This window comes from Pseudomonas sp. 7-41 (genome assembly GCF_021233075.1).
Classification (GTDB): domain Bacteria; phylum Pseudomonadota; class Gammaproteobacteria; order Pseudomonadales; family Pseudomonadaceae; genus Aquipseudomonas; species Aquipseudomonas veronii.
Genome location: NZ_CP089551.1, coordinates 4326896 through 4349667 on the forward strand (window position 1 = coordinate 4326896; position 22772 = coordinate 4349667).

Below are 22772 nucleotides of genomic sequence, written 5' to 3' on the forward strand. Positions count from 1 at the left end.
GCAGCGCAGGTAGAATACCCGCCACCTTACGCAAGATGCGACCCGCACATGACCGATCTGACGCTTTATCACAACCCGCGCTGCTCGAAATCCCGCGGAGCGCTCGAACTGCTGGAAGCACGCGGCCTCGCGCCGACGGTGGTGCGCTACCTGGAAACCCCGCTGAATGCCGCGCAACTGAAGGCCCTTCTGGCAAAACTGGGGATCAGCGCACGCCAATTGCTGCGCACCGGCGAAGAGGAATACAAAACCCTCAACCTGGCAGACGCGACGCTCAGCGAAACACAGTTGATCGCCGCCATCGCCGAGCACCCCAAGTTGATGGAACGTCCGATCCTCGAAACCCCCGACAAAGCCATCATCGGCCGCCCACCGGAGAGCGTGCTGGAGATCCTGCCGTGAGTACGCCGTATGTGCTGGTGCTGTATTACAGCCGCAACGGCTCGGTCAGCGAAATGGCCCGGCACATTGCCCGGGGCATCGAACAAGGCGGGATGGAAGCGCGCCTGCGCACCGTACCGGCGATCTCCAGCGAGTGCGAAGCCGTAGCGCCGAGCATTCCGGCCGAAGGCGCGCTGTACGCCAGCCTGGATGATCTGAAGAACTGTTCAGGCCTGGCCCTGGGCAGCCCGACCCGCTTCGGCAATATGGCCGCGCCATTGAAGTACTTTATCGACGGCACCAGTAACCTGTGGCTGACTGGCGCCCTGGTCGGCAAACCGGCCGGGGTGTTCACCTCCACCGCCAGCCTGCACGGCGGCCAGGAGACCACGCTGATGTCGATGCTGCTGCCGCTGCTGCACCACGGCATGCTGATCACCGGCCTGCCCTATAGCGAACAAGCGCTGCTCGACACCCAGGGTGGCGGTACGCCTTATGGCGCCAGCCACCATGCTGGCCCCGACGGCAAGCGCCTGCTGGATCAACATGAAATCGCCCTGTGCAAGGCCCTCGGCCTGCGCCTGGCGAAAACCGCTGCGTTGCTGGAGAACGGCCGTGGCCAAAAAACCTAAGATCCTGCCACCCCAAGCGTGGCTGGAGCCGCGGGTCAAAGTCGCACGCGCCCTGAGCCTGCTGGCGTTTTTCGGCCTGGTGGGCTTGCTCTGCGTGTATTACCTGTTCGTCGCCGACCTGCACGGCGCACGGCCGTGGGTGATCCTGCTGATCGAACTGGTGCCGCTGCTGGTGCTGGCGCCGGGGATACTGATCGGCAGCGCACGCGGACATTCATGGATGTGCTTTGTGGTGAACCTGTATTTCATCAAGGGCGCACTGGCGGCGTATGACCCGAACCGCCAGTGGTTCGGCGTGCTGGAAATGCTGGCGAGCCTGGCGCTGTTCTGTACGGCGCTGCTGTATGTGCGCTGGCGGTTCCAGTTGGATCGGCGCTTGGCCGGCGAGGGTCAGCCAGCCTGACCCGCCATCATCGCGGACAAGCCCACAGTTGAAATGCAGTTTCCTGTGGGAGTGGGCTTGCCCACGATGGCATCACCTCGGTCTCAATGATTGACCGTATACGCCAGCATCATCGACAACTGACACATCGGCCGCCCGCTCTCGGCATGCCACTGGTTGAACGCCCCCTGCACCGTCGCCAGGTCGCGCAGGCTGGTGGGGGCCTTGTCGACGATCTTCTGCGCGTGCAGGGCCGCGACCACGTCATCGCTCGGCACGAACGTATCCTTGCCCACCATGCGCAGGAAGCGCGGCGCCGACAGCCCGCCCAACTGGTGGCCGTGCTTGCTCAGGTATTTCCACAAGCCGACGATATCGGTCACCGGCCAGTCGGCGATAAACGCGCCGAAACTACCCTTCTCCTGGGCGATATCCAGGATCATCTGCGCGTTGCGCGGCACACTCTTGAGCTTGCCCAGGTGGCGGATGATGCGCGTGTCCTGCATCAAGCGCTCCAGGTGCTCGGCGCCCATCAGCACGACTTTTTCCGGGTCGAAGCCAAAGAACACCTGCTCGAATGCAGGCCATTTGGCATCCACCACGCTGTGCTTGAGCCCGGCGCGGAAAACCCGCAGCGCCAGGGTCGACAGGTAGCGATCATCACTGATCTGGCGTAATTGCGCCGGCGTCTTGGGCACAGGCAGACGGGCTTCCAGTTCGGCCGCCGAACCGAAGCGGTTCAGACAATATTCGTGCAGCCACTTGTAATCGCGCATGCCCTCTCCTGGGGATTGAAATGAAAACGGCGCCTGTGAGCGCCGTCGTTCAGAGCGTTGAGAAACGTCAGAGGTTCACCACGTTGACGAAGCGCGAAGCGGCGTTCTCGTCGATACGCAGGCTGGTGAAGTCGAACAGGTTACGGTCGGCCAACTGCGACGGGATCACGTTCTGCAAGCTGCGGAAGATACTCTCGGTACGCCCTGGGGTCTTGCGTTCCCAGTCCTGGAGCATCTCCTTGACCACCTGGCGCTGCAGGTTTTCCTGGGAGCCGCACAGGTTGCACGGGATGATCGGGAATTGCTTGAAGTCGGAGTAGGCCTGGATGTCCTTCTCGTTGCAATACGCCAGCGGGCGAATCACCACGTTGCGTCCATCATCGGCGCGCAGCTTGGGCGGCATGGCCTTGAGGGAGCCGTTGAAGAACATGTTGAGGAAGAATGTCTCGACGATATCGTCGCGGTGATGCCCCAGGGCCATCTTGGTCGCACCGATCTCATCGGCAAACGTGTAGAGCGTGCCACGGCGCAGGCGCGAACACAGCGAGCAGGTGGTCTTGCCCTCCGGGATCAGCTCCTTGACCACCGAATAGGTGTCTTTTTCGACGATGTGGTACTCGATGCCCAGTGTCTTGAGGTAGGCCGGCAGCACGTCTTCGGGGAAGCCCGGTTGTTTCTGGTCCATGTTGACGGCAACGATCTCGAACTTGATCGGCGCAACCTTTTGCAGGTGCAGCAGCACGTCGAGCATGGTGTAGCTGTCTTTGCCGCCGGAGAGGCAGACCATGACCTTGTCGCCGTCCTCGATCATGTTGAAATCGGCGACCGCTTCACCGGCCAGGCGACGCAGGCGTTTTTGCAGTTTGTTCTGGTTGACCGTAAGAGTGCCCATGGCGCTTGGATCCGCTAGAGGTGTGTGACGAAAAGCGCGGTATTTTACCGGTAAGGTTGACCAAGTTCCAATGTGAGAAGGAGCAAGCCTCCTTCCCCACTTGAGTGCATTGCCAACGACAGACCGCGCCGCGATTAAGCCCACTGTTTACAGCGCAATTTGCTCTAAAGCCCTACGGTTTTTCCGGTCATCACTTCCTATACTGCGACTTGAGGTCGCACATAACTATCCAGACCTTTCAGGCCATCTGGCCCGTGGGCGCTCCGATGGGGGGCGATGGTAATAACGACAGGAGTGACTGGCATGATCCATCACGTCGTGGGGCTTTTTACCCATCCCGACCAGGAATGGCGGGAAATTCGTGGCGATAAAGAAGAAAGCGTCAGCCACATGTACCTCACTCACACCTTGATTCTCGCGGCGATCCCCGCCGTATCAGCTTTTATCGGCACCACCCAGGTCGGCTGGGTCATCGGCAGTCGTTCCCCGGTCATGCTGACCCAGGAAAGCGCCTTGTGGATGACCGTCATGTCGTACCTGGCGATGCTCGGCGGCGTAGCGGTCATGGGCGCCTTCATTCACTGGATGGCGCGCACCTACGACGCCAGCCCCAGCATGGCGCGTTGTATCGCCTTTGCCACCTACACCGCGACACCGTTGTTCATCGGCGGGCTGGCGGCGCTCTACCCGCACATGTGGCTGGGGATGGTCGTCGGCACGGCAGCGATCTGTTACACGGTGTACCTGCTGTATGTGGGGTTACCGACGTTCATGAGCATCGATCCGGACGAAGGCTTTCTGTTTTCCAGCTCGGTGCTGGCCGTGGGCCTGGTCGTGCTGGTGGCAATCATGGCGTTCACCGTGATCGTCTGGGGCCTGGGCGTTGGCCCGATCTATACCAACTAAGCGGTTTCACCCAGCAGGCAAGGCCACCGCAAGGTGGCTTTGTGCGTCATGCATGACCATTCGGCGCCTGACCGATTCGGAAACACCCGCCTTTGCGGCATACTGGACATCTCTGGAGAGATGTACAGCATGCCCGAGCAACTCAATACCCGCGTCGAAGATTGTTTCCTGCTAGCCGAATCCTTTTTCAAACGAAGCTTCAAACGCCCCCAGGTCAGCCTCAAGTTGCGGGGCCAGAAAGCCGGTGTCGCGCATTTGCACGAAAACCTGCTGCGCTTCAACCCACAGTTGTACCGCGAAAACAGCCAACACTTCCTGAAACAGACCGTGGCCCATGAAGTGGCGCACCTGATCGCCCACCAATTGTTTGGCGAGCGCATCCAGCCCCATGGCGAGGAATGGCAACTGATCATGCGCGGCGTGTATGAACTGCCGCCAGACCGTTGCCACACCTATGAGATCAAGCGCCGCCAGGTGACCCGCTATATCTACCGCTGCCCGTGTGCGGACAGCGACTTCCCGTTTTCGTCACAGCGCCATGGGTTGGTGAGGCAGGGGCGGCGTTATCTGTGCAGGCGCTGTCGGCAGACGTTGGTGTTTACCGGGGAAACTCGCGTCGAGTGAAATATGCGGTGTGTGTGTGAGGGCCTCATCGGGGGCAAGCCCCCTCCCATATTTTGACCCTGTTCACAGAGCTAATTGTGGGAGGGGGCTTGCCCCCGATGAGGCCCGCCCAGTCACTACACAATCACCTTGGCAGCACGCAACGCGCTGATGCGCTGTGAGCTCAAGCCCAACTCCATCAGCACTTCATCACTGTGCGCGCCCACCGCCGCCCCGATATGCCGGGGGGCTGGCAACCCTTCGGAGAACTTCAGCGGGCAAGCCATCTGCGCCTGGGTCGAGCCGTCGGGCCGCGGCACCTGGGTGACCAGTTCCCGCGCCTTCAACTGCGGATGCTCCACGGCTTCGCTCAGGCTCAACACCGGTTCGACGCACGCATCGACCCCGGCAAACAACTCGCACAACTCCTCGAAGCTGCGCTTCTCAAACTCAACCTGCAGCGCCTGCTTGAGCGCCTTTTGCTGCTCAGGCTCGGGCGACAAACCTTGTGCCGCCAGTTCCGGTCGCCCCAACGCGGCGCACAATTGCTGCATGAATGCCGGTTCCAGACTGCCGACCGACATCCAGCGCCCATCGCGGGAACGGTAATAATCGTAGAAACTGCCGCCATTGAGCACATGGGTCTCCCACCCCGGCTCCACGCCACAGGCCAGGTAGCCAGCGCCGGCCATGGCATTCAAGCTGAACGAGCAGTCGGTCATGCTCACATCCAGGTACTGGCCAACGCCGCTCTGTTGCCGCGCAATCACCGCCGCGAGCAGGCCCACCACCGCGTGCAGCGAGCCGCCGGCGACATCCGCCAATTGCACGCCCAACGGCAGCGGCCCGCTGTCCCGCCGCCCGGTATGGCTGGCCACTCCGGCCAACGCCAGGTAGTTGATATCGTGCCCAGCGCGGTCCTTGTAGGGGCCGGTCTGACCGTACCCAGTGATCGACACGTAAATCAGCCGCGGGTTGATCGCCTTCAACGCCGCATACCCCAGGCCCAGGCGCTCCATCACCCCGGGGCGAAACTGTTCGAGCACGATGTCGTAGCCCTTGACCAGCTCGCGCACAATCTCCAGCGCCTCGGCCTGCTTCAGATCCAGGGCGAGGCTGCGCTTATTGCGATTGAGGTAAGCATGGCTGGCCGAGGTGCCCTGATCGTGGGGCGGCAGCACGCGCAGCAGGTCCATGCGCGTGGGCGATTCGATGCGCAGCACCTCGGCGCCCATGTCCGCCAGCATCAGCGACGCAAACGGGCCGGGCAGCAAGGTGGAAAAATCCAGTACTTTGAGGGACGCCAAGGGACCTGACATGGAGACTCCGTTTCCGATTCGACTGGCGACAGCGTAGTCAGCCTTCAGCGCCGACGGCAATCGTCAGAACGATCATCGGCAGTGACCGTTTTGATCACGGCGGGCTTTTTCCCGGCGGCGGCCTTATCATTGGCCCACGTTTGCTTGCAGGGGGTTCCATGAAATTTGCGATAGCACTGTTTTCCGCCGCCCATGCGCCCTCCTCGCGTCGCGCCTTGCTGTTCGCCCAGGCGGCGCTGGCCGGCGGGCACGAGATTGTGCGCCTGTTTTTTTATCAGGACGGCGTCTACAGTGCCTCCAACACCATCGTTGCGCCACAGGATGAGCAAGACATCGCTCGCCAATGGCGTGAGTTTGTCAGCGCGCATCAGTTGGACGCCGTGGTGTGCATCGCCGCCGCCCTGCGCCGTGGCGTGCTCGACAGCGAAGAAGCCGCGCGTTACCAGCGCAGCGCGGTGAACCTGGAGGCGCCATGGGAGCTGTCGGGCCTTGGGCAATTGCACGACGCGACCCAGGCCGCCGACCGCCTGATCTGTTTTGGAGGGCCGTGACATGTCCAAATCCTTGCTGGTGATCAGCCGCCAGGCACCGTGGTCCGGGCCGAGCGCGCGGGAAGCCCTGGATATCGTATTGGCCGGCGGCGCGTTCGATCTGCCCATCGGCCTGTTGTTCCTGGATGACGGCGTGTTCCAACTGGCGCCGCACCAGGACGCCAAGGCCGTGCAGCAAAAAGACCTCGGCGCCAACCTGCAGGCACTGGGGCTGTTCGGTATCGACGAGGTGTTTGCCTGCGGCCACAGCCTGGCCGCGCGCGGGCTGACGCACCCGGTCAATGCACAGCCGCTGAACGACGAACAGATTTCCCAGTTGATTGACCGTTACGACCAGGTGATAACCCTCTGATGTCGACTTTACATGTGGTGTCCCACTCCCCGTTTACCGATAGCCGCCTCGACAGCTGCCTGCGCGTCTGTGGCAGCGACGATGCGATCCTGCTCTGTGGCGACGGCGCCTATGGGCTGCGTCACCCGGCGCTGCTGACCAAAGGCGTGAAGGTCTTTGTGCTGGCCGAAGACAGCCTGGCGCGCAACCTGCCGCTGCCCGACTGGGCCGACTGCGTGGATTACCCAGGTTTCGTGCAACTGTCGATCGACTACGACAAGGTCAACACCTGGCTATGAACACCCTGACCGTGGGCGCGCGCACCCTCGAACTGGACAAGGACGGCTACCTCGTCGACCTGAACGAGTGGTCGGCCGACGTGGCCAACGCCCTCGCCGCCGCCGAAGCCCTCGAGCTGACCCCGGCGCATTGGGAAATCCTCGAGCTGCTGCGCCAGTTTTATCAAGAGTTCCAGCTGTCCCCCGCCACACGCCCGCTGATCAAGTACACCGCCTTGAAGCTGGGTGCGGACAAGGGCAACAGCCTGCACCTCAACAAACTGTTCAACGGCACTCCCGCCAAACTCGCCGCCAAGCTGGCCGGCCTGCCCAGACCGACGAATTGCTTATGACCGACTTTGCTCCGCTGACCCTCGAAACCCCTGCCGAGCACCCGTTTGCGCCGTTCGTGCGTATCCTGGGCAAAGGCAAGCGCGGTGCGCGCAACCTGACCCGCGAAGAAGCCCGCGAAGCCATGGGCATGCTGCTTGACGAAAAAGTCGAAGACACCCAGCTCGGTGCCTTCCTCATGCTGCTGCGCCACAAAGAGGAAAGCCCGGAAGAACTCGCCGGTTTCACCGAAGCGGTGCGCGCGCGCCTGCACGCCCCGGCGCTGAAGGTGGATATCGACTGGCCGACCTATGCCGGCAAAAAGCGCCACCTGCCGTGGTTCCTGCTGGCCGCCAAGTGCCTGGCGCAGAACGGTGTACGCATCCTCATGCATGGCGGCGGCGCCCACACGGCCGGCCGGCTGTACACCGAGCAATTGCTGGAAGGTCTACAGATCCCGCTGTGCCGCAATTGGCAGCAGGTCGAGACAGCCTTCGAGCACGGCAACCTGGTATTCATCCCGCTGGGCGACTGGGCCCCGCAACTGCAACGCATGATCGACCTGCGCAACACCCTGGGCCTGCGCTCGCCGATCCACTCCCTGGCACGCCTGCTCAACCCGCTGAATGCACGCTGCGGCCTGCAAAGCATCTTCCATCCCGGCTACCAGGGCGTACACCGCGATGCCAGCGGCCTGCTCGGCGACACGGTGATTGTGGTCAAGGGCGATGGCGGCGAAATCGAGATCAACCCCGACACGATCAGCCACCTCTACGGCAGCACCGGTGGCGAAAGCTGGGACGAAGAATGGCCCGCCCTCGCCGCCCAGCGCCATGTCAAACCGGCCAGCCTGGAGCCCGAGCAGTTGAAAGCGCTGTGGCGCGGCGAGGTCGAGGACAGCTACCCGCAACTCGCCTTGATCGCCACCATGGCCCTGGCCTTGCGCGGCCTCGGTCATCCGCGGGAGCAAGCGTTCGAATTGGCCCAGCAATACTGGGACGCACGGGATAAATCGATTTAATCGATCATTCCCCCGCAATCTTTGCGCTTTTAGTTCGAACTCATCCCTTTAGACTGGACTCCAACGCTTATTAGCCAAGGAGCCAGTCATGGGTTTGCTGATTGAAGGACGCTGGCACGACCAGTGGTACGAAAGTAGCGCGGATGGCGCGTTCCAGCGGGAACAGGCACAACGCCGCCACTGGGTGACCGCTGACGGCCAGCCCGGCCCCAGCGGCGAAGGTGGCTTCAAGGCCGAAGCCGGTCGTTACCACCTGTATGTGTCGCTCGCCTGCCCGTGGGCCCATCGCACGCTGATCCTGCGCAAACTCAAGGGGCTGGAAGGTCTGATCGACGTGTCCGTGGTCAGCTGGCTGATGCTGGAAAACGGCTGGACCTTCGACAAGGCCCGCGGCTCCAGCGGCGACTCGCTGGATGGCTTCGCGTTCATGCACCAGCGCTACACCGCCGACACGGCCGATTACACCGGGCGCGTCACGGTGCCGGTGCTGTGGGACAAACAACTCAAGCGCATCGTCAGCAATGAATCAGCGGAGATCATCCGCATGTTCAACAGCGCGTTCAACGGGCTGACCGGCAACACCCTGGACTTCTACCCCGAGGCTCTGCGCCCGCGCATCGATGCGCTGAACGAGCGCATCTACCCCGCCGTGAACAACGGCGTGTACCGCGCAGGCTTCGCCACCTCGCAGCAGGCCTATGAGCGTGCGTTCGATGATGTGTTTGCCGAACTGGACCACTTGGAACAGCACCTGGGCGAGCATCGCTACCTGGCCGGTGAGTACCTGACCGAGGCGGATGTACGGCTGTTTACCACGCTGATTCGATTTGATGCGGTGTATTACAGCCACTTCAAATGCAACCTGCGGCGGATTGCCGATTATCCGAATCTGTCGAATTGGTTGCGGGAAATCTATCAATGGCCGGGAGTGGCCGAGACGGTGGACTTTGCGCACATCAAGGGGCATTACTATGCCAGCCACCGCACCATCAATCCGACGGGGATTGTGCCCAAGGGGCCGTTGCAGGTGTTTGATGCCGAGCATGATCGCGGGCGGTTGAGCGCTAAGGGCGTCTGGCGCTGATCCAGAGGATGGGTTGGATCTAATGGCCTCATCGGGGGCAAGCCCCCTCCCACATTGGAATGCATTCCAAAATGTGGGAGGGGGCTTGCCCCCGATGCATTCAGGCTCAGACCTGAGCCTGGGCGCCTTCAAACCATTTGAGCTTCTCGCGCAGCACCACCACTTCACCCACGATCACCAGCGTCGGCGCATGCACTTCATGCTCCGCCACCAGGCGCGGCAGGTCGGCCAGGGTGCCGGTGAACACGCGCTGGTTGGACGTGGTGCCCTGCTGGATCAACGCCGCTGGCGTGTCCGCCGAACGTCCATGCTTGATCAACTGTTCGCAGATGATCGGCAAACCGATCAAGCCCATGTAGAACACCAGGGTCTGCGACGGGCCCACCAGATCACTCCAAGGCAGGTCCGAGGTGCCGTTCTTCAGGTGACCGGTGATAAAGCGCACCGATTGCGCATAATCACGGTGGGTCAACGGAATCCCGGCATACGCCGCGCAGCCGCTGGCCGCCGTGATCCCCGGCACCACCTGGAACGGAATGCCATGGGCCGCCAGTTCTTCGATCTCTTCGCCGCCACGGCCGAAGATGAACGGATCGCCGCCCTTGAGGCGCAGCACGCGCTTGCCTTGCTTGGCCAGGTCGACCAATTGCTGGTTGATCTGGTCCTGGGGCACGGCGTGATCGGCGCGACGCTTGCCCACGTAGACGCGCTCGGCATCACGACGGCACAGCTCAAGAATCGCTGGGGCCACCAGACGGTCGTAGAGCACCACATCGGCTTGCTGCATCAAACGCAAGGCGCGGAAGGTCAACAGGTCCGGATCGCCGGGGCCGGCGCCCACCAGGTAGACTTCGCCCGGCGCATAAGGCGGCGCGCCGTTGACCTTTTCGATCAGCAAACGCTCCGCTTCATCGCCCTGCCCGGCCAGTTGCCGGTCGGCAATCGGGCCCTGGAAGACTTCTTCCCAGAACGCGCGGCGCTGCTGCACGTCCGGGTACAAACGCTTGACCTGGGCCCGAAAGCGCGCCGCCAGCCCGGCCAACTGGCCATACGTGGACGGAATCCAGGTTTCCAGCTTGGCCCGGATCAAGCGCGCCAATACCGGCGCATCGCCGCCGCTGGACACCGCGATCACCAGGGGCGAACGGTCGACAATCGCCGGGAAGATCACGCTGCACAGGGCTGGCGCATCCACCACGTTGACCGGTACGCAACGGCGCTTGGCATCACTGGACACTTGCGCGTTCAGTGGTTCGTCGTCCGTTGCGGCGATGATCAGGGTGCAACCGTCAAGGTCGGCCTCCTGATAACCGCGCACGATCAGTTCCCCGCCACTGCCCAGCACCAGTTCACGCAACTGGTCTTCGATCTGGGGAGCAACCACCCGCAGCAGCGCGCCGGCGTCGGCCAGCAGGCGGGACTTGCGCAAGGCAATCTCCCCGCCACCGACGACCAACACACGACTGCCGCGCAGGTTATGAAACAGCGGCAGAAATTCCATTTAGCCGATGACCTCGATGCCCGCCATGTACGGCTTGAGCACGTCCGGCACACGGATCGAACCGTCGGCCTGCTGGTAGTTTTCGAGCACGGCCACCAGGGTACGGCCTACGGCCAGGCCCGAACCGTTGAGGGTATGCACCAGTTCCGGCTTGCCGGTTTCCGGGTTGCGGAAACGCGCCTGCATGCGACGGGCCTGGAAATCACCGCAGTTGGAGCACGACGAGATCTCGCGGTATTTATCCTGGCTCGGCACCCACACTTCGAGGTCGTAGGTCTTCACGGCGCTGAAACCCATGTCGCCGGTACACAGCGCCAGCACGCGGTACGGCAGCTCCAACAGTTGCAGCACGCGTTCGGCGTTGGCGGTCAGGCCTTCGAGGGCTTCCATGGAGGTCGACGGCTCGACAACCTGCACCATCTCGACTTTGTCGAACTGGTGCTGGCGGATCATGCCGCGGGTGTCGCGCCCCGATGCACCGGCTTCACTGCGAAAGCACGGCGTGTGGGCGACGAGCTTGAGCGGCAGGTGCTTGGCGTCGAGGATCTCGCCGGCGACGATGTTGGTCAGCGACACTTCGGCGGTCGGGATCAGGTACAGGTCGGCTTCGCCATCGCGGTTGATCTTGAACAGGTCTTCCTCGAACTTCGGCAACTGGCCGGTGCCCTGCAGGGCCGGCGCCTGAACCAGATACGGGGTGTAGGCCTCTTCGTAGCCGTGCTCGCCGGTGTGCAGGTTGATCATGAACTGCGCCAGGGCGCGATGCAGGCGGGCAATCGGGCCGCGCAGCAAGGCAAAGCGCGCACCGGACAGCTTGGCGGCGGTTTCGAAATCCAGGCCGCCGTTCAGTTCGCCCAGGGCGACGTGGTCCTTGATCGCGAAATCAAAGGCCTTTGGCGTGCCCCAGCGGCGCACTTCGACGTTGCCGTCTTCGTCCGCACCGACCGGCACCGACTCGTGCGGCAAGTTCGGAATGCCCAGCAGGATCGAATCCAGCTCGCCCTGGATCTTGTCCAGTTCGAGTTTGCCGTCGGACAGCTCGGTGCCCATGCGCTCGACATCCGCCATCAACGGCGCGATGTCTTCACCGCGCTGCTTGGCCTGCCCGATGGACTTGGAACGCGCATTACGCTCAGCCTGCAGTGCTTCGGTGCGGGTCTGGACGGTCTTGCGCTGTTCTTCCAGCGCTTCGATGCGCGCAACATCCAAGGCAAAGCCACGGGATGCCAGGCGGTCCGCTACGTCCTGAAGGTTGCTACGTAACAGTTTGGAATCGAGCATGTCGGTCTCTCGTTTATCAAAGTTTGGTCAAGGACAGGCCGGCCCAGGTGGCGAGCAGCCCGCCGAACACGCTGATGCCCAGGTACCCGAAGGCGACCAGGGCCTGCCCGCTTTCCAGCAGGCGCACCGTATCCAGTGAAAAGGATGAAAAGGTCGTCAGACCGCCTACAAAGCCGACAATCAAGCCAGCACGAATTTCAATCGGCACTTCCGGGCGCAACAGGAACCAACCGTACAACAGCCCGATGATCAGGCAGCCGACCAGGTTGACCGCCAGGGTCGCCGTATAAAAATGCCTCGGCCAGTTGGCGTTAACCCAATTACCAGTGGCGAAACGCAATAATGTACCAGCGATGCCGGCAACGGACACGGCAAGAATCGTCTTGAGCACTACTTTCTCCGCTGTTTGGGGCTGAGACGGTCGAGTTGAGCGAGGTGATTGAGCTTTTCACCGATCTTCAGCTCCAGGCCACGGGGCACCGGCTGGTAGAACGGCTGCGGCTCGAGCGCGTCAGGGAAGTAATCTTCGCCGGCGGCATAGGCGTCCGGCTCATCGTGGGCGTAGCGGTATTCATCGCCGTAACCCAGTTGTTTCATCAATTTGGTCGGCGCATTGCGCAGGTGCAGCGGCACCTCGAGGGAGCCATGTTCGGCTGCGGCGCGCAGTGCCGATTTGAAGCCCATGTACACCGCGTTGCTTTTCGGCGCGCAGGCCAGGTAGGTAATGGCCTGGGCCACCGCCAGTTCGCCTTCGGGGCTGCCCAGGCGCTCCTGCACTTCCCACGCCGCGAGGCACAGGCTCAAGGCGCGGGGATCGGCGTTGCCGATGTCTTCGCTGGCCATACGCACCACGCGGCGCGCGAGGTAGAGCGGGTCGCAGCCACCGTCGATCATGCGCGCGAACCAGTACAACGCGCCGTCGGGGTTGGAGCCGCGCACCGATTTGTGCAGCGCCGAAATCTGATCGTAGAACGCTTCGCCACCCTTGTCGAAACGCCGGCGCGTGTCGCCGAGCAGGCTTTGCAGGAGTTCGACGCCAATCTCGCTGCCGTCCTCGGCCAGGTCGGAGGCGTTCTCCAGCAGGTTCAGAAAGCGCCGCCCATCGCCGTCGGCGGCGCTGAACAGGATCTTGAAGCCTTCTTCGCTGAGGCTCAACTGGCGCTTGCCCAAGCCCTTGTCTTCGCTCAAGGCGCGCTGCAGCAGCTTTTGCATCGCCGCTTCATCCAGGCTCTTGAGCACATACACCCGCGCCCGCGAGAGCAAGGCGTTGTTCAATTCGAAGGACGGGTTCTCGGTGGTCGCACCGATAAAAATCAGCGTGCCGTCTTCGACATACGGCAAGAACGCGTCCTGCTGCGACTTGTTGAAGCGATGCACTTCGTCGACGAACAAGATGGTGCGCTTGCCGTATTGCCCGGCCTGCTGCTTGGCCACTTCCACGGCCTGGCGGATCTCTTTGACCCCAGCCAGCACCGCCGAGACCGTTTCGAAGTGGGCATCCGAGACTTTCGCCAACAGCCGCGCCAGCGTGGTTTTACCCACCCCCGGCGGCCCCCAGAAAATCATCGAGTGCAGCGCACCCTGCTCCAGGGCTTCGCGCAAAGGCTTGCCGCGAGCGAGCAGGTGTTCCTGACCGACGTACTCATCCAGGTTGGTCGAACGCAAGCGTGCGGCCAGGGGTTGAGCGATCGGGTCACTTCGAAACAGGTCCATGGGCAGCGTTTGAAACCTCTAGGCAGGTTATTCCTGGATCACGTCGGCACCCTTGGGGATGTCGAACTTGAACGTGGACGCGGGCACCGGCACGTTGGCCTTGACCCCGGTGAACAGGATATCGGTGCGCTGGCCGACGCTGTCGATCAGGCGCATGTTATTGATCACGCCGTTACCGAACGAAAGGTGCAGGCTGTCGAACAGCGTGTCCTTGGATTTCGGCTTGAGGGTGAATTCGATCACATTGCTGGTTTGCTTGGAGGTGATCTCGAAGCTGTCGTTGATCTTCGACACATCGCCCGACAGCAACAGCGCCGGGGTCTGGTTCAAGCGCGGATCGAGCTTTTTGATGGTCGCCTGTTCCAGGTCCGGGTCCCACAGCGTGACTTTCTGGCCATCGGAAACGATGGTCTGCTCGGCCTTCCCTTCCGTGTGCCAGTAGAACAGCCCAGGGCGCTGCACGGCCATTTCACCGGCGGTTTCCTGCAACTGGGTGCCGCCGGCATCCAGGGTCAGCTGGGAGAAGCGTGCGGTCAGGGTCTTGGATTTGTCCAGCAGGTTGGTCAGGCTGGCGACGGAGGCCGGATCAGCGTGAGCCGAAACAGCAGTCAGGGCCAGTGCCGGCAACAACAGCATGCGGATAAGACGCATGGGAGTCCTCATTGAGTCGTTAGGGCGCGCCGCGTGCTGCCACGCGGCGCGTGATCAGTCGCGCATCTGCCCGGGGGCGATGACTTCGCGCGAGCCGTTGGTGTTCATTGCGGTGACGACGCCGGCATTTTCCATGGCTTCGATCATGCGGGCGGCGCGGTTGTAGCCGATTTTCAGCTTGCGCTGCACGGCGGAGATCGAGGCGCGACGGCTTTCCAACACGAAGGCCACCGCTTCGTCGTACAGCGCGTCGGTTTCGGCATCATCGTCGCCACCGCTGCTGCCGCCGTCGAAGCCGCTGCCGGCTTCTTCAACACCGGCGAGGATGTCGTCGTTGTATTCCGGCGCACCGCGCAGTTTCCAGGCTTCCACCACGCGATGCACTTCATCGTCGGAAACGAACGCGCCATGCACGCGAATCGGCAGGCTGGTGCCCGGCGGCATGTAGAGCATGTCACCGTGGCCCAGCAATTGTTCGGCGCCGCCCTGGTCGATGATGGTCCGCGAGTCGATCTTGCTCGACACCTGGAACGCCATGCGCGTCGGGATGTTGGCCTTGATCAGACCGGTGATCACATCCACCGACGGCCGCTGGGTTGCGAGGATCAAGTGGATACCGGCAGCACGCGCCTTCTGTGCGATACGTGCGATCAACTCTTCAACCTTCTTGCCGACGATCATCATCATGTCGGCAAATTCGTCGACCACCACGACGATGGTCGGCAACTTGGTCAGCAATGGCGCTTCGTCGTGGATGCTTTCGCGCTTGTACAGCGGGTCGGTCAGCGGCGTGCCGGCGTCCTGGGCTTCCTTGACCTTGGCATTGAAGCCCGACAGGTTGCGCACGCCCATCTTCGCCATCAGCTTGTAGCGCCGCTCCATCTCGGCAACGCTCCAGCGCAGGGCGTTGGCGGCGTCCTTCATATCGGTGACCACCGGGCAGAGCAAGTGCGGAATGCCTTCGTAGATCGACAATTCGAGCATCTTCGGGTCGATCATGATCAGCTTGGCGTCTTCCGGGCCGGACTTGAACAGGATCGACAGGATCATCGCGTTGACCCCCACCGACTTACCCGAACCGGTGGTACCGGCCACCAGCAGGTGAGGCATTTTCGCCAGGTCGGTGATTACCGGCTTGCCGCCGATGTCATGGCCCAGGGCCAGGGTGACCGGCGATTTGAAGTTGTCGTATTCCGGGGTCGACAGCACCTCGGAGAAGCGCACGATCTGGCGGTCTTCGTTGGGAATCTCGATGCCCACGGTGGTTTTGCCGGGGATCACTTCCACCACGCGCACGCTGGTCACGGCCAGGGAGCGGGCGAGGTCTTTGGCCAGGTTGGAGATTCGGCTGACCTTGACCCCGGCCGCTGGCTGGATTTCGTAACGGGTAATCACCGGGCCGGGGTGGATCGAGTCCACCGAGACTTCGACGCCGAATTCCTTGAGTTTGATTTCCAGCAGATGGCCGACGGCCGCCAGGGACTCCGGGGAATAGTTGAGCTGTTTCTTCTCGGCCGGGTCGAGAATCGAGATCGGCGGCAGCGTGCCTTCGACCGCGCTGTCGACAAACAACGGCGCCTGTTTTTCTTTCTGCACGCGATGGCTCGGTTCGGGAGCCTTGGGCGGCGCCGGGGCAATCACCGGCGGCACCTGTTTCTCGCGCTCCGACATGTGCTTGCTCAGGGCTTGTTCGCGTTCGATCAGGCGTTCCTTGACCTTGGCCTGTTCACGCCGGTCCGGCGTGCTCGGGGCCACGACCTCGTTGACGCGGGTGTCCACCTCGCGCAATTGGGCCACCATGCGCTTGCGCTCCACCCGGGCCGCCCACCAGCGGTTCGCGGCGCCCTGGAACAGCTCCAGCAGGTCGAGGGTGATTTTGCCGGTCACGTCCATCACCTTGAACCACGACAGGTCGGTGAACACGGTGAGGCCGAACAGGAACAGCGCGATAAACATCAGCGTGCTGCCCTGGATATTCAGGGTCTTGCGGGCCAGGTCGCCGAGGCTCTCACCCAGCGCGCCGCCAGCACCCGCCGGCAGGCCGGTCGGCGCATGGAAATGGATATGCGCCAGCGCCGCGCCGGATAGCACCAGGAACACCAGGCCGATCAGGCGCCAGGAAAACAGCCAGCCACTCCACTGCCACGGCTCATGACGCTGGCGGAAGATCTGCCAGGTCTTGATCGCCAGCAGCAACGGGAAGATGTACGCGAAATAACCCAGCACCATGAACAGGATATCGGCGCTGTAGGAACCGGCGGGGCCACCGAAGTTCTGCACGTCATCGATCTTGCTGTTGTGGCTCCAGCCCGGATCGTCCTTGCCATAGGTGAGCAAGGCCATCATCAGGAACAGGCACAGCGCGCCGATGGCGATCAGCGCACCTTCCTTGAGCCGATAATGCAGGTGCTGACGCCAGGCCGGCACGACTGTTTTTTGTGTCGCGGTGGATTTCTTCAAAACGGGTCTTTTCCTGCGCCTTTAGCGCGTCCATCTGTTGAATGACTGCACACTGCCGCCCAATCCGAGCAGCCGAAAAATAAACGAACGCCGTTAAATCTACCTTTAACACCGAGCGATTGACGAGTGAAACGGCGATAACGCCAGAATGCCCGCATTGTACGGGTTTGTGTCCGCGATGCCACGCCCTTGCCCCTTGCGCGGCAGCCTGGACAATTCAAGTGTCACACACTGTTCAATTTGAGCATGCATTGTCTTTGCTGACAAAGGCTTATGCGCTGTTTTTAGCAATCCAGGCAAGCTTGGCAATTGGCCTGCATGGGGCAGCCCCGAATACGACCACGTCTCTGCGAGAGAGTTGCAGAAACACCCGCTCACGCTAATCCACAGCAATGCCCGATTCGGGCTGGCCCCCTGACGCCGGGTCGACAATAATCAACCCTCTGGGCAGGCCCGACGCCTGCCACTCCCCTCCCCTTCCGTAAGCCTGGATGCCATGCTGACCTGGTTACAACGCGACACCCTGACCTTCCCGCCGCTGGCCAAAGCCATGCGCGAACCCAATGGCCTGCTCGCCGCCGGTGGCGACCTGTCGGCCGAGCGGCTGATCCAGGCCTATCGCCACGGCTGCTTTCCGTGGTTCTCGCAAGGCCAGCCGATTCTCTGGTGGTCGCCGGACCCTCGCACGGTGATTTTCCCCGACGAACTGCACGTATCCCGCAGCCTGGGCAAATTATTGCGCCAGCAGCGCTATCGCGTGACCTTCGACCAGGACTTCGCTGCGGTCATCCAGGCCTGCGCCGCGCCTCGCGCCTATGCAGATGGCACCTGGATCACCGAAGGCATCCAGAGCGCCTACCAGGAGCTGCACGCGCGGGGTTACGCGCACTCGGTCGAGGTCTGGGACAACGGCGAACTGGTGGGCGGCCTGTATGGGCTGGCGATGGGCCGGCTGTTTTTTGGCGAATCCATGTTCAGCCGCGCCGATAACGCCTCGAAGTTCGGCTTTGCCACGCTGACCCGGCAGCTGCAGGCATGGGGTTTTGTGCTGATCGACTGCCAGATGCCCAACGATCACCTGCACAGCCTGGGCGCCCGCGCCATACCGCGCAGCGAGTTCGCCGGCTTCCTGCGCGACTATCTGGACCAACCCAACGCTGGACCGTGGGTTTCCTAGGCGACTTCCTCGCACCTGGCTTACACTTATTTCAAAGCTTATCCGAGGGTTGATCATGACCGAGCTGGCGCGCTTGAAGTTTTATGCCACTCAAGCCCACTCTTGCAGCTATCTGCCCGACGAACAGGCCACCACGCTGTTCCTCGACCCCAGCCAGCCGATGGACGTGCATGTGTATGCCGACCTTTCGGAAATGGGCTTTCGGCGCAGCGGCGATCACCTGTACCGACCGCACTGCCAAAACTGCAATGCCTGCGTGCCGGCACGCATTCCCGTGGCGCAGTTTGTGCCGGACCGCAACCAGAAGCGCATCCTCAAGCGCAACGCGGACCTGACTGTGACAGCGGCCAACCCCAGGTTCAGTGAAGAGTATTTCGACCTTTACCAGCGCTACATCGAACAACGCCATGCGGACGGCGACATGTTCCCACCCAGTCGCGACCAGTTTTCCACCTTCCTGGTGCGTGAACTGCCTTTCTCACGCTTCTACGAATTCCGACTCGACGGGCGCCTGCTGGCCGTCGCCGTGACCGATTTGCTGCCCAACGGCCTGTCGGCGGTGTATACCTTCTATGAACCCGACGAAGAGCGGCGCAGCCTGGGACGCTTCGCGATCCTCTGGCAAATCAGCGAAGCCCGGCGCTTGGAACTGGAGGCGGTGTACCTTGGATACTGGATCAAAAACTGCAAAAAGATGAACTACAAGACCCAATATCGGCCGATTGAACTGCTGATTAATCAAAGATGGGTCACGCTTAACTAGAACCTCTTGGCTTAAACACCCTTTTTCGGGCACAATGCACGCCGCTTTTGCCTGGCGCAGTTGCACCGGGCCATTCACTGGATACCGAGGGCTTTACTGCATGTCGAAAGAAGACAGCTTCGAAATGGAAGGCACTGTCGTCGACACCCTGCCCAACACCATGTTTCGTGTGGAGTTGGAAAATGGGCACGTCGTAACCGCGCATATCTCCGGCAAGATGCGCAAGAACTACATTCGTATTCTTACCGGTGACAAAGTGCGCGTCGAGCTGACGCCCTATGACTTGAGCAAAGGGCGCATCACTTACCGCGCCCGCTAATCAAGTCAATACAAGACGCCCGGTTATGCCGGGCGTTTTTGTGTGTATAGCATTTACCTGACAGCCGAAACCCAATGCGGGAGGGGGCTTGTTCCCTCCCGCATTGGATCGCCATTGTTCTGGCAATTACATCTCAAGACAGCAAAAAGGCGCCTTTCGGCGCCTTTTGCGTAGCTGCAGAACGATCAGGCCATTTCGGCCGTGGTTTCGAACTCGAAGGTCAGCTCGCCGTCCTTCAGGTCGATATGCACCACGCCACCATGGTCGGAGAGCTCGCCGAACAGGATCTCTTCGGCCAATGGCCGCTTGATCTTGTCCTGGATCAGACGCGCCATCGGGCGAGCGCCCATTGCCGCGTCGTAACCACCTTCGGCCAGCCAATTGCGCGCCGCGTCCGTCACTTCCAGCTGCACGCGCTTGTCTTCCAACTGCGCTTGAAGCTCGGTGAGGAACTTGTCCACCACGTTTTTGATGACCTCATGGCTGAGGCGACCAAACTGGATAATGGTGTCCAGGCGGTTGCGGAACTCCGGCGTGAAGCTCTTCTTGATCACTTCCATCGCATCGGAAGAGTGATCCTGATGCGTAAAGCCGATCGACGCCCGCGCCGCGGTTTCAGCACCGGCGTTGGTGGTCATGATCACGATCACGTTGCGGAAATCCGCCTTGCGCCCGTTGTTGTCGGTCAGAGTGCCGTGGTCCATGACCTGCAGCAGCAGGTTGAAGACTTCCGGGTGAGCCTTCTCGATTTCATCGAGCAGCAATACGCAATGCGGTTGCTTGGTGATCGCCTCGGTCAACAGGCCGCCCTGATCAAAACCAACATAGCCCGGAGGCGCACCGATCAGGCGCGACACGGTGTGACGTTCCATGTATTCGGACATGTCGAACCGCACCAACTCAATGCCCATGGCCTTGGCCAACTGCCGAGCCGCTTCGGTCTTGCCGACGCCGGTCGGGCCGGCGAACAGGAACGAACCGACAGGTTTGTCCGGCGACTTGAGGCCCGCCCGCGACAACTTGATCGCAGTGGACAGCGAGTCGATGGCCGCATCCTGGCCAAACACGGTGAGCTTGAGGTCGCGCTCCAGGTTACGCAGCAGCTCTTTGTCGGAGGTGGTGACGTGTTTTGGCGGAATCCGCGCGATCTTGGCCACGATATCCTCGACCTGAGCCACGTCGATGCGCTTCACACGCTTCTCGACCGGCTGCAGACGCTGATAGGCACCCGCCTCGTCGATCACGTCGATGGCCTTGTCCGGCATGTGCCGATCGTTGATGTAGCGCGACGCCAGCTCGGCAGCGGCCCGCAACGCTTCATCGGTGTACTCGATGCCATGGTGCGCTTCGAAACGCCCCTTGAGCCCACGCAGGATGCCGATGGTGTCTTCAACCGAAGGCTCGGACACGTCGACTTTCTGGAAGCGACGCGCCAGGGCACGGTCTTTCTCGAAGATCCCGCGGAATTCCTGGAACGTGGTCGAGCCGATGCAGCGGATATCACCCGACGACAACAACGGCTTGAGCAGGTTGGAAGCATCCATCACACCACCGGAGGCCGCACCGGCCCCAATGATCGTGTGGATTTCATCGATGAACAGGATCGCCTGCGGGCGTTTTTTCAGCTCGCCGAGCAGTGCCTTGAAGCGCTTCTCGAAATCGCCGCGGTACTTGGTCCCGGCGAGCAACGCGCCGAGGTCAAGGGAGTAGACGACGCTGCTGGCCAGCAAGTCCGGCACCTGGTTGTCGACGATACGCTTGGCCAGGCCTTCGGCAATCGCGGTTTTACCCACGCCCGCCTCACCCACCAGCAACGGGTTGTTCTTGCGACGACGTGCGAGGATCTGCGCCACGCGCTCAACTTCAGCCTCGCGCCCCACCAGCGGATCGATCCGCCCCTGGCGCGCCAGCTCATTGAGATTGCTGGCATAGGCATCCAATGGGTTGCCCGAAGAAGAAGACTCACCGCCCTCGTCGTCCTGCATTTCCTGCTCACCCTCGGAATGATCGCCGTGCCCAGGCACTTTGGAGATACCGTGGGCGATGTAGTTGACGACATCGATACGGGCAACGCTCTGCTGCTTGAGCAGGAACACTGCCTGGCTTTCCTGTTCGCTGAAGATGGCGACAAGCACATTGGCGCCCGTGACTTCACGCTTACCGGAGCTCTGTACGTGGAAAACAGCACGCTGCAATACCCGCTGAAAGCCCAGGGTCGGCTGGGTTTCACGGTCCTCGTCATGCACGGGGATCAGTGGCGTCGTGGAGTCGATGAACTCCTGCAGGTCATGCTTGAGTTTGTCGAGGTTGGCGCCGCACGCACGCAAAACGGTGGCGGCAGCTTCGTTATCCAAAAGTGCCAGCAGCAGGTGCTCGACGGTCATGAATTCATGACGCTTCGAACGGGCCTCTTTGAAGGCAAGATTGAGGGTGACTTCGAGCTCGCGGTTTAACATAGCTTCACCTCATACCCAAGTGGTCGGCGTTAACCGTCCTTCTCGATTTCACAGAGTAGCGGATGCTGGCTTTCCCTGGCGTACTGGTTGACCTGCATGGCCTTTGTCTCGGCGATGTCGCGGGTAAACACTCCACATACTGCCCGTCCTTCTGTGTGAACGGCCAGCATTACCTTGGTCGCCAACTCGCGGTTCAGGTTAAAAAACACCTCGAGTACTTCGACCACGAAATCCATCGGTGTGTAGTCATCGTTGAACAAAACCACCTTGTACATCGGCGGCGCCTGTAGAGCAGGCTTGGCCTCCTGAACAGCAATGCCTGCAGAACCGTCGTCATCGTGCTCGTGATCCGGTCGATCCTGATTGAATGTTAGTCGAATCTGGCTGATTGCATGCATGGAAAGAAAGGTTCGTCAGTGGTTCAAATACAGTGGTGGGGGCGACCTGTCAGAATTTCAACTCCGACCGTTCGGTCACCTTGACTATCGGCAAATCGGTGTTACAACCAATAGAACCCACAGTGGGTAAAAAAGGTCCGCGCAGTCAACCTTATTTATTCGGGTTAGGACGGATAAACTGGATGATACTCCAGTGATGGAGTCTGGTGCAGAGGGATATGGGTATGTCTGGCGTCAAGATCAGTGGCAAGGTCAAATGGTTCAACAATGCCAAGGGTTACGGCTTCATTAATGAAGAAGGTAAGACCGAGGACCTTTTTGCGCATTATTCAGCGATCCATATGGATGGCTACAAAACGCTGAAAGCGGGCCAAGCTGTGAGCTTTGAGATCATTCAAGGACCGAAAGGGCTGCACGCCGTGAACATCTGTGCAAGCACGATCACTACATCTGCAAAACCCGTTGTATCCGCCGCTCAAAAAGAAAAGAAGCTAACGGCCTGATTCACTGCCAAGCGAGAAGCATGCAAATAAAAAACGGCCACCCAACCCATTGGAGTGGCCGTTT

The 22772-nt window shown here is 61.3% G+C and carries 26 protein-coding genes; 15 read left to right on the forward strand and 11 right to left on the reverse strand.

The window, feature by feature from the left end; all coding sequences use genetic code 11:
* Positions 1 to 48 precede the first annotated feature (48 nt).
* The 3 genes from arsC to LQ249_RS19400 are packed head-to-tail and all read left to right on the forward strand — an operon-like array spanning position 49 to position 1416.
* The gene (gene arsC / locus LQ249_RS19390; protein ID WP_046382919.1) at positions 49 to 402 is read left to right on the forward strand and encodes an arsenate reductase (glutaredoxin); all 354 of its coding nucleotides are present in this window, start codon (positions 49 to 51) and stop codon (positions 400 to 402) included.
* Positions 399 to 1013: an NAD(P)H:quinone oxidoreductase gene (gene wrbA / locus LQ249_RS19395; protein ID WP_017848025.1), complete on the forward strand. Its 615-nt coding sequence runs from the start codon at positions 399 to 401 to the stop codon at positions 1011 to 1013. Before arsC ends, wrbA begins: the two co-directional genes overlap by 4 nt.
* Positions 997 to 1416, forward strand: coding sequence for a DUF2069 domain-containing protein (locus LQ249_RS19400; protein ID WP_017848026.1), 420 nt, complete (start codon positions 997 to 999; stop codon positions 1414 to 1416). The genes wrbA and LQ249_RS19400 overlap by 17 nt, the downstream gene beginning before the upstream one ends.
* Before the next feature lie 83 nt (positions 1417 to 1499).
* Here the strand turns inward: LQ249_RS19400 and LQ249_RS19405 are convergent, their stop codons facing one another.
* A complete protein-coding gene (locus tag LQ249_RS19405) occupies positions 1500 to 2171 on the reverse strand; it encodes a DNA-3-methyladenine glycosylase I (protein ID WP_017848027.1) in 672 nt (223 codons plus the stop codon).
* 67 nt (positions 2172 to 2238) lie between these two features.
* On the reverse strand, positions 2239 to 3063 hold the full coding sequence (gene ttcA / locus LQ249_RS19410; RefSeq protein WP_017848028.1) for a tRNA 2-thiocytidine(32) synthetase TtcA: 825 nt from the start codon (positions 3061 to 3063) through the stop codon (positions 2239 to 2241).
* A gap of 303 nt (positions 3064 to 3366) precedes the next feature.
* Between ttcA and LQ249_RS19415 the strand changes: the two genes are divergently transcribed.
* Together LQ249_RS19415 and LQ249_RS19420 are read left to right on the forward strand one after the other, a co-directional pair.
* Positions 3367 to 3969, forward strand: coding sequence for a Yip1 family protein (locus LQ249_RS19415; protein ID WP_057004416.1), 603 nt, complete (start codon positions 3367 to 3369; stop codon positions 3967 to 3969).
* A gap of 129 nt (positions 3970 to 4098) precedes the next feature.
* Entirely contained in the window at positions 4099 to 4593 is a 495-nt protein-coding gene (locus LQ249_RS19420) for a SprT family zinc-dependent metalloprotease (protein ID WP_026140162.1), read from the forward strand.
* 116 nt (positions 4594 to 4709) lie between these two features.
* On the opposite strand, the gene LQ249_RS19425 is transcribed toward LQ249_RS19420, so the two are convergent.
* Positions 4710 to 5891 (reverse strand): CaiB/BaiF CoA transferase family protein, encoded by a 1182-nt coding sequence (locus tag LQ249_RS19425; protein WP_057004417.1) that lies wholly within the window; start codon positions 5889 to 5891, stop codon positions 4710 to 4712.
* Between the two features lie 158 nt (positions 5892 to 6049).
* Between LQ249_RS19425 and tusD the strand changes: the two genes are divergently transcribed.
* The 6 genes from tusD (at position 6050) to LQ249_RS19455 (ending at position 9486) form a co-directional block, all read left to right on the forward strand.
* Complete coding sequence (gene tusD / locus LQ249_RS19430; RefSeq protein WP_046382916.1) at positions 6050 to 6442, forward strand: sulfurtransferase complex subunit TusD; 393 nt, start codon at positions 6050 to 6052, stop codon at positions 6440 to 6442.
* 1 nt (position 6443) lies between these two features.
* Positions 6444 to 6794, forward strand: coding sequence for a sulfurtransferase complex subunit TusC (gene tusC / locus LQ249_RS19435; RefSeq protein ID WP_017848033.1), 351 nt, complete (start codon positions 6444 to 6446; stop codon positions 6792 to 6794).
* Positions 6794 to 7072, forward strand: coding sequence for a sulfurtransferase complex subunit TusB (tusB, locus tag LQ249_RS19440; RefSeq protein WP_017848034.1), 279 nt, complete (start codon positions 6794 to 6796; stop codon positions 7070 to 7072). Before tusC ends, tusB begins: the two co-directional genes overlap by 1 nt.
* Positions 7069 to 7404 (forward strand): TusE/DsrC/DsvC family sulfur relay protein, encoded by a 336-nt coding sequence (locus tag LQ249_RS19445; RefSeq protein ID WP_017848035.1) that lies wholly within the window; start codon positions 7069 to 7071, stop codon positions 7402 to 7404. The genes tusB and LQ249_RS19445 overlap by 4 nt, the downstream gene beginning before the upstream one ends.
* The gene (locus tag LQ249_RS19450) at positions 7401 to 8402 is read left to right on the forward strand and encodes a glycosyl transferase family protein (RefSeq protein WP_232565818.1); all 1002 of its coding nucleotides are present in this window, start codon (positions 7401 to 7403) and stop codon (positions 8400 to 8402) included. Before LQ249_RS19445 ends, LQ249_RS19450 begins: the two co-directional genes overlap by 4 nt.
* An 88-nt stretch (positions 8403 to 8490) precedes the next feature.
* Entirely contained in the window at positions 8491 to 9486 is a 996-nt protein-coding gene (locus LQ249_RS19455) for a glutathione S-transferase family protein (RefSeq protein WP_057004419.1), read from the forward strand.
* A gap of 106 nt (positions 9487 to 9592) precedes the next feature.
* Here LQ249_RS19455 and cysG read toward each other — a convergent pair whose 3' ends face one another.
* The 6 genes from cysG to ftsK are packed head-to-tail and all read right to left on the reverse strand — an operon-like array spanning position 9593 to position 17092.
* Positions 9593 to 10987, reverse strand: a complete 1395-nt coding sequence (gene cysG, locus LQ249_RS19460) for a siroheme synthase CysG (protein WP_057004420.1) — start codon at positions 10985 to 10987, stop codon at positions 9593 to 9595.
* Positions 10988 to 12268 (reverse strand): serine--tRNA ligase, encoded by a 1281-nt coding sequence (serS, locus tag LQ249_RS19465; RefSeq protein ID WP_232565819.1) that lies wholly within the window; start codon positions 12266 to 12268, stop codon positions 10988 to 10990. It abuts the gene before it with no gap.
* Positions 12269 to 12284: 16 nt separating this feature from the next.
* Positions 12285 to 12659: a fluoride efflux transporter CrcB gene (gene crcB, locus LQ249_RS19470; RefSeq protein WP_017848040.1), complete on the reverse strand. Its 375-nt coding sequence runs from the start codon at positions 12657 to 12659 to the stop codon at positions 12285 to 12287.
* Complete coding sequence (locus tag LQ249_RS19475) at positions 12659 to 13981, reverse strand: replication-associated recombination protein A (RefSeq protein ID WP_057004422.1); 1323 nt, start codon at positions 13979 to 13981, stop codon at positions 12659 to 12661. Before LQ249_RS19475 ends, crcB begins: the two co-directional genes overlap by 1 nt.
* Before the next feature lie 27 nt (positions 13982 to 14008).
* On the reverse strand, positions 14009 to 14632 hold the full coding sequence (gene lolA, locus LQ249_RS19480; protein ID WP_017848042.1) for an outer membrane lipoprotein chaperone LolA: 624 nt from the start codon (positions 14630 to 14632) through the stop codon (positions 14009 to 14011).
* 54 nt (positions 14633 to 14686) lie between these two features.
* A complete protein-coding gene (gene ftsK, locus LQ249_RS19485) occupies positions 14687 to 17092 on the reverse strand; it encodes a DNA translocase FtsK (RefSeq protein ID WP_017848043.1) in 2406 nt (801 codons plus the stop codon).
* Positions 17093 to 17588: 496 nt separating this feature from the next.
* On the opposite strand from ftsK, the gene aat reads away from it, so the two are divergent.
* The 3 genes from aat to infA all read left to right on the forward strand — a co-directional run bounded on the left by aat (position 17589) and on the right by infA (position 19351).
* Complete coding sequence (aat, locus tag LQ249_RS19490) at positions 17589 to 18269, forward strand: leucyl/phenylalanyl-tRNA--protein transferase (RefSeq protein ID WP_017848044.1); 681 nt, start codon at positions 17589 to 17591, stop codon at positions 18267 to 18269.
* 55 nt (positions 18270 to 18324) lie between these two features.
* On the forward strand, positions 18325 to 19032 hold the full coding sequence (locus LQ249_RS19495) for an arginyltransferase (RefSeq protein WP_017848045.1): 708 nt from the start codon (positions 18325 to 18327) through the stop codon (positions 19030 to 19032).
* A 100-nt stretch (positions 19033 to 19132) separates the two neighbouring features.
* A complete protein-coding gene (infA, locus tag LQ249_RS19500; RefSeq protein ID WP_002553999.1) occupies positions 19133 to 19351 on the forward strand; it encodes a translation initiation factor IF-1 in 219 nt (72 codons plus the stop codon).
* Between the two features lie 185 nt (positions 19352 to 19536).
* Here infA and clpA read toward each other — a convergent pair whose 3' ends face one another.
* Complete coding sequence (gene clpA, locus LQ249_RS19505) at positions 19537 to 21807, reverse strand: ATP-dependent Clp protease ATP-binding subunit ClpA (RefSeq protein WP_017848046.1); 2271 nt, start codon at positions 21805 to 21807, stop codon at positions 19537 to 19539.
* Positions 21808 to 21836: 29 nt separating this feature from the next.
* Entirely contained in the window at positions 21837 to 22205 is a 369-nt protein-coding gene (clpS, locus tag LQ249_RS19510) for an ATP-dependent Clp protease adapter ClpS (RefSeq protein WP_010567912.1), read from the reverse strand.
* A gap of 224 nt (positions 22206 to 22429) precedes the next feature.
* On the opposite strand from clpS, the gene cspD reads away from it, so the two are divergent.
* Positions 22430 to 22708: a cold shock domain-containing protein CspD gene (cspD, locus tag LQ249_RS19515; RefSeq protein ID WP_057004490.1), complete on the forward strand. Its 279-nt coding sequence runs from the start codon at positions 22430 to 22432 to the stop codon at positions 22706 to 22708.
* Positions 22709 to 22772 lie beyond the last annotated feature (64 nt).

Bases quoted from the DNA above. Each gene is read 5' to 3' on its own strand.
- arsC (WP_046382919.1), top strand. From the start codon at position 49: ATGACCGATCTGACGCTTTATCACAACCCGCGCTGCTCGAAATCCCGC.
- LQ249_RS19405 (WP_017848027.1), bottom strand. From the start codon at position 2,171: ATGCGCGATTACAAGTGGCTGCACGAATATTGTCTGAACCGCTTCGGT.
- ttcA (WP_017848028.1), bottom strand. From the start codon at position 3,063: ATGGGCACTCTTACGGTCAACCAGAACAAACTGCAAAAACGCCTGCGT.
- LQ249_RS19415 (WP_057004416.1), top strand. From the start codon at position 3,367: ATGATCCATCACGTCGTGGGGCTTTTTACCCATCCCGACCAGGAATGG.
- LQ249_RS19420 (WP_026140162.1), top strand. From the start codon at position 4,099: ATGCCCGAGCAACTCAATACCCGCGTCGAAGATTGTTTCCTGCTAGCC.
- LQ249_RS19425 (WP_057004417.1), bottom strand. From the start codon at position 5,891: ATGTCAGGTCCCTTGGCGTCCCTCAAAGTACTGGATTTTTCCACCTTG.
- tusD (WP_046382916.1), top strand. From the start codon at position 6,050: ATGAAATTTGCGATAGCACTGTTTTCCGCCGCCCATGCGCCCTCCTCG.
- tusC (WP_017848033.1), top strand. From the start codon at position 6,444: ATGTCCAAATCCTTGCTGGTGATCAGCCGCCAGGCACCGTGGTCCGGG.
- tusB (WP_017848034.1), top strand. From the start codon at position 6,794: ATGTCGACTTTACATGTGGTGTCCCACTCCCCGTTTACCGATAGCCGC.
- LQ249_RS19445 (WP_017848035.1), top strand. From the start codon at position 7,069: ATGAACACCCTGACCGTGGGCGCGCGCACCCTCGAACTGGACAAGGAC.
- LQ249_RS19450 (WP_232565818.1), top strand. From the start codon at position 7,401: ATGACCGACTTTGCTCCGCTGACCCTCGAAACCCCTGCCGAGCACCCG.
- LQ249_RS19455 (WP_057004419.1), top strand. From the start codon at position 8,491: ATGGGTTTGCTGATTGAAGGACGCTGGCACGACCAGTGGTACGAAAGT.
- cysG (WP_057004420.1), bottom strand. From the start codon at position 10,987: ATGGAATTTCTGCCGCTGTTTCATAACCTGCGCGGCAGTCGTGTGTTG.
- serS (WP_232565819.1), bottom strand. From the start codon at position 12,268: ATGCTCGATTCCAAACTGTTACGTAGCAACCTTCAGGACGTAGCGGAC.
- LQ249_RS19475 (WP_057004422.1), bottom strand. From the start codon at position 13,981: ATGGACCTGTTTCGAAGTGACCCGATCGCTCAACCCCTGGCCGCACGC.
- lolA (WP_017848042.1), bottom strand. From the start codon at position 14,632: ATGCGTCTTATCCGCATGCTGTTGTTGCCGGCACTGGCCCTGACTGCT.
- aat (WP_017848044.1), top strand. From the start codon at position 17,589: ATGCTGACCTGGTTACAACGCGACACCCTGACCTTCCCGCCGCTGGCC.
- LQ249_RS19495 (WP_017848045.1), top strand. From the start codon at position 18,325: ATGACCGAGCTGGCGCGCTTGAAGTTTTATGCCACTCAAGCCCACTCT.
- infA (WP_002553999.1), top strand. From the start codon at position 19,133: ATGTCGAAAGAAGACAGCTTCGAAATGGAAGGCACTGTCGTCGACACC.
- clpA (WP_017848046.1), bottom strand. From the start codon at position 21,807: ATGTTAAACCGCGAGCTCGAAGTCACCCTCAATCTTGCCTTCAAAGAG.
- clpS (WP_010567912.1), bottom strand. From the start codon at position 22,205: ATGCATGCAATCAGCCAGATTCGACTAACATTCAATCAGGATCGACCG.
- cspD (WP_057004490.1), top strand. From the start codon at position 22,430: ATGTCTGGCGTCAAGATCAGTGGCAAGGTCAAATGGTTCAACAATGCC.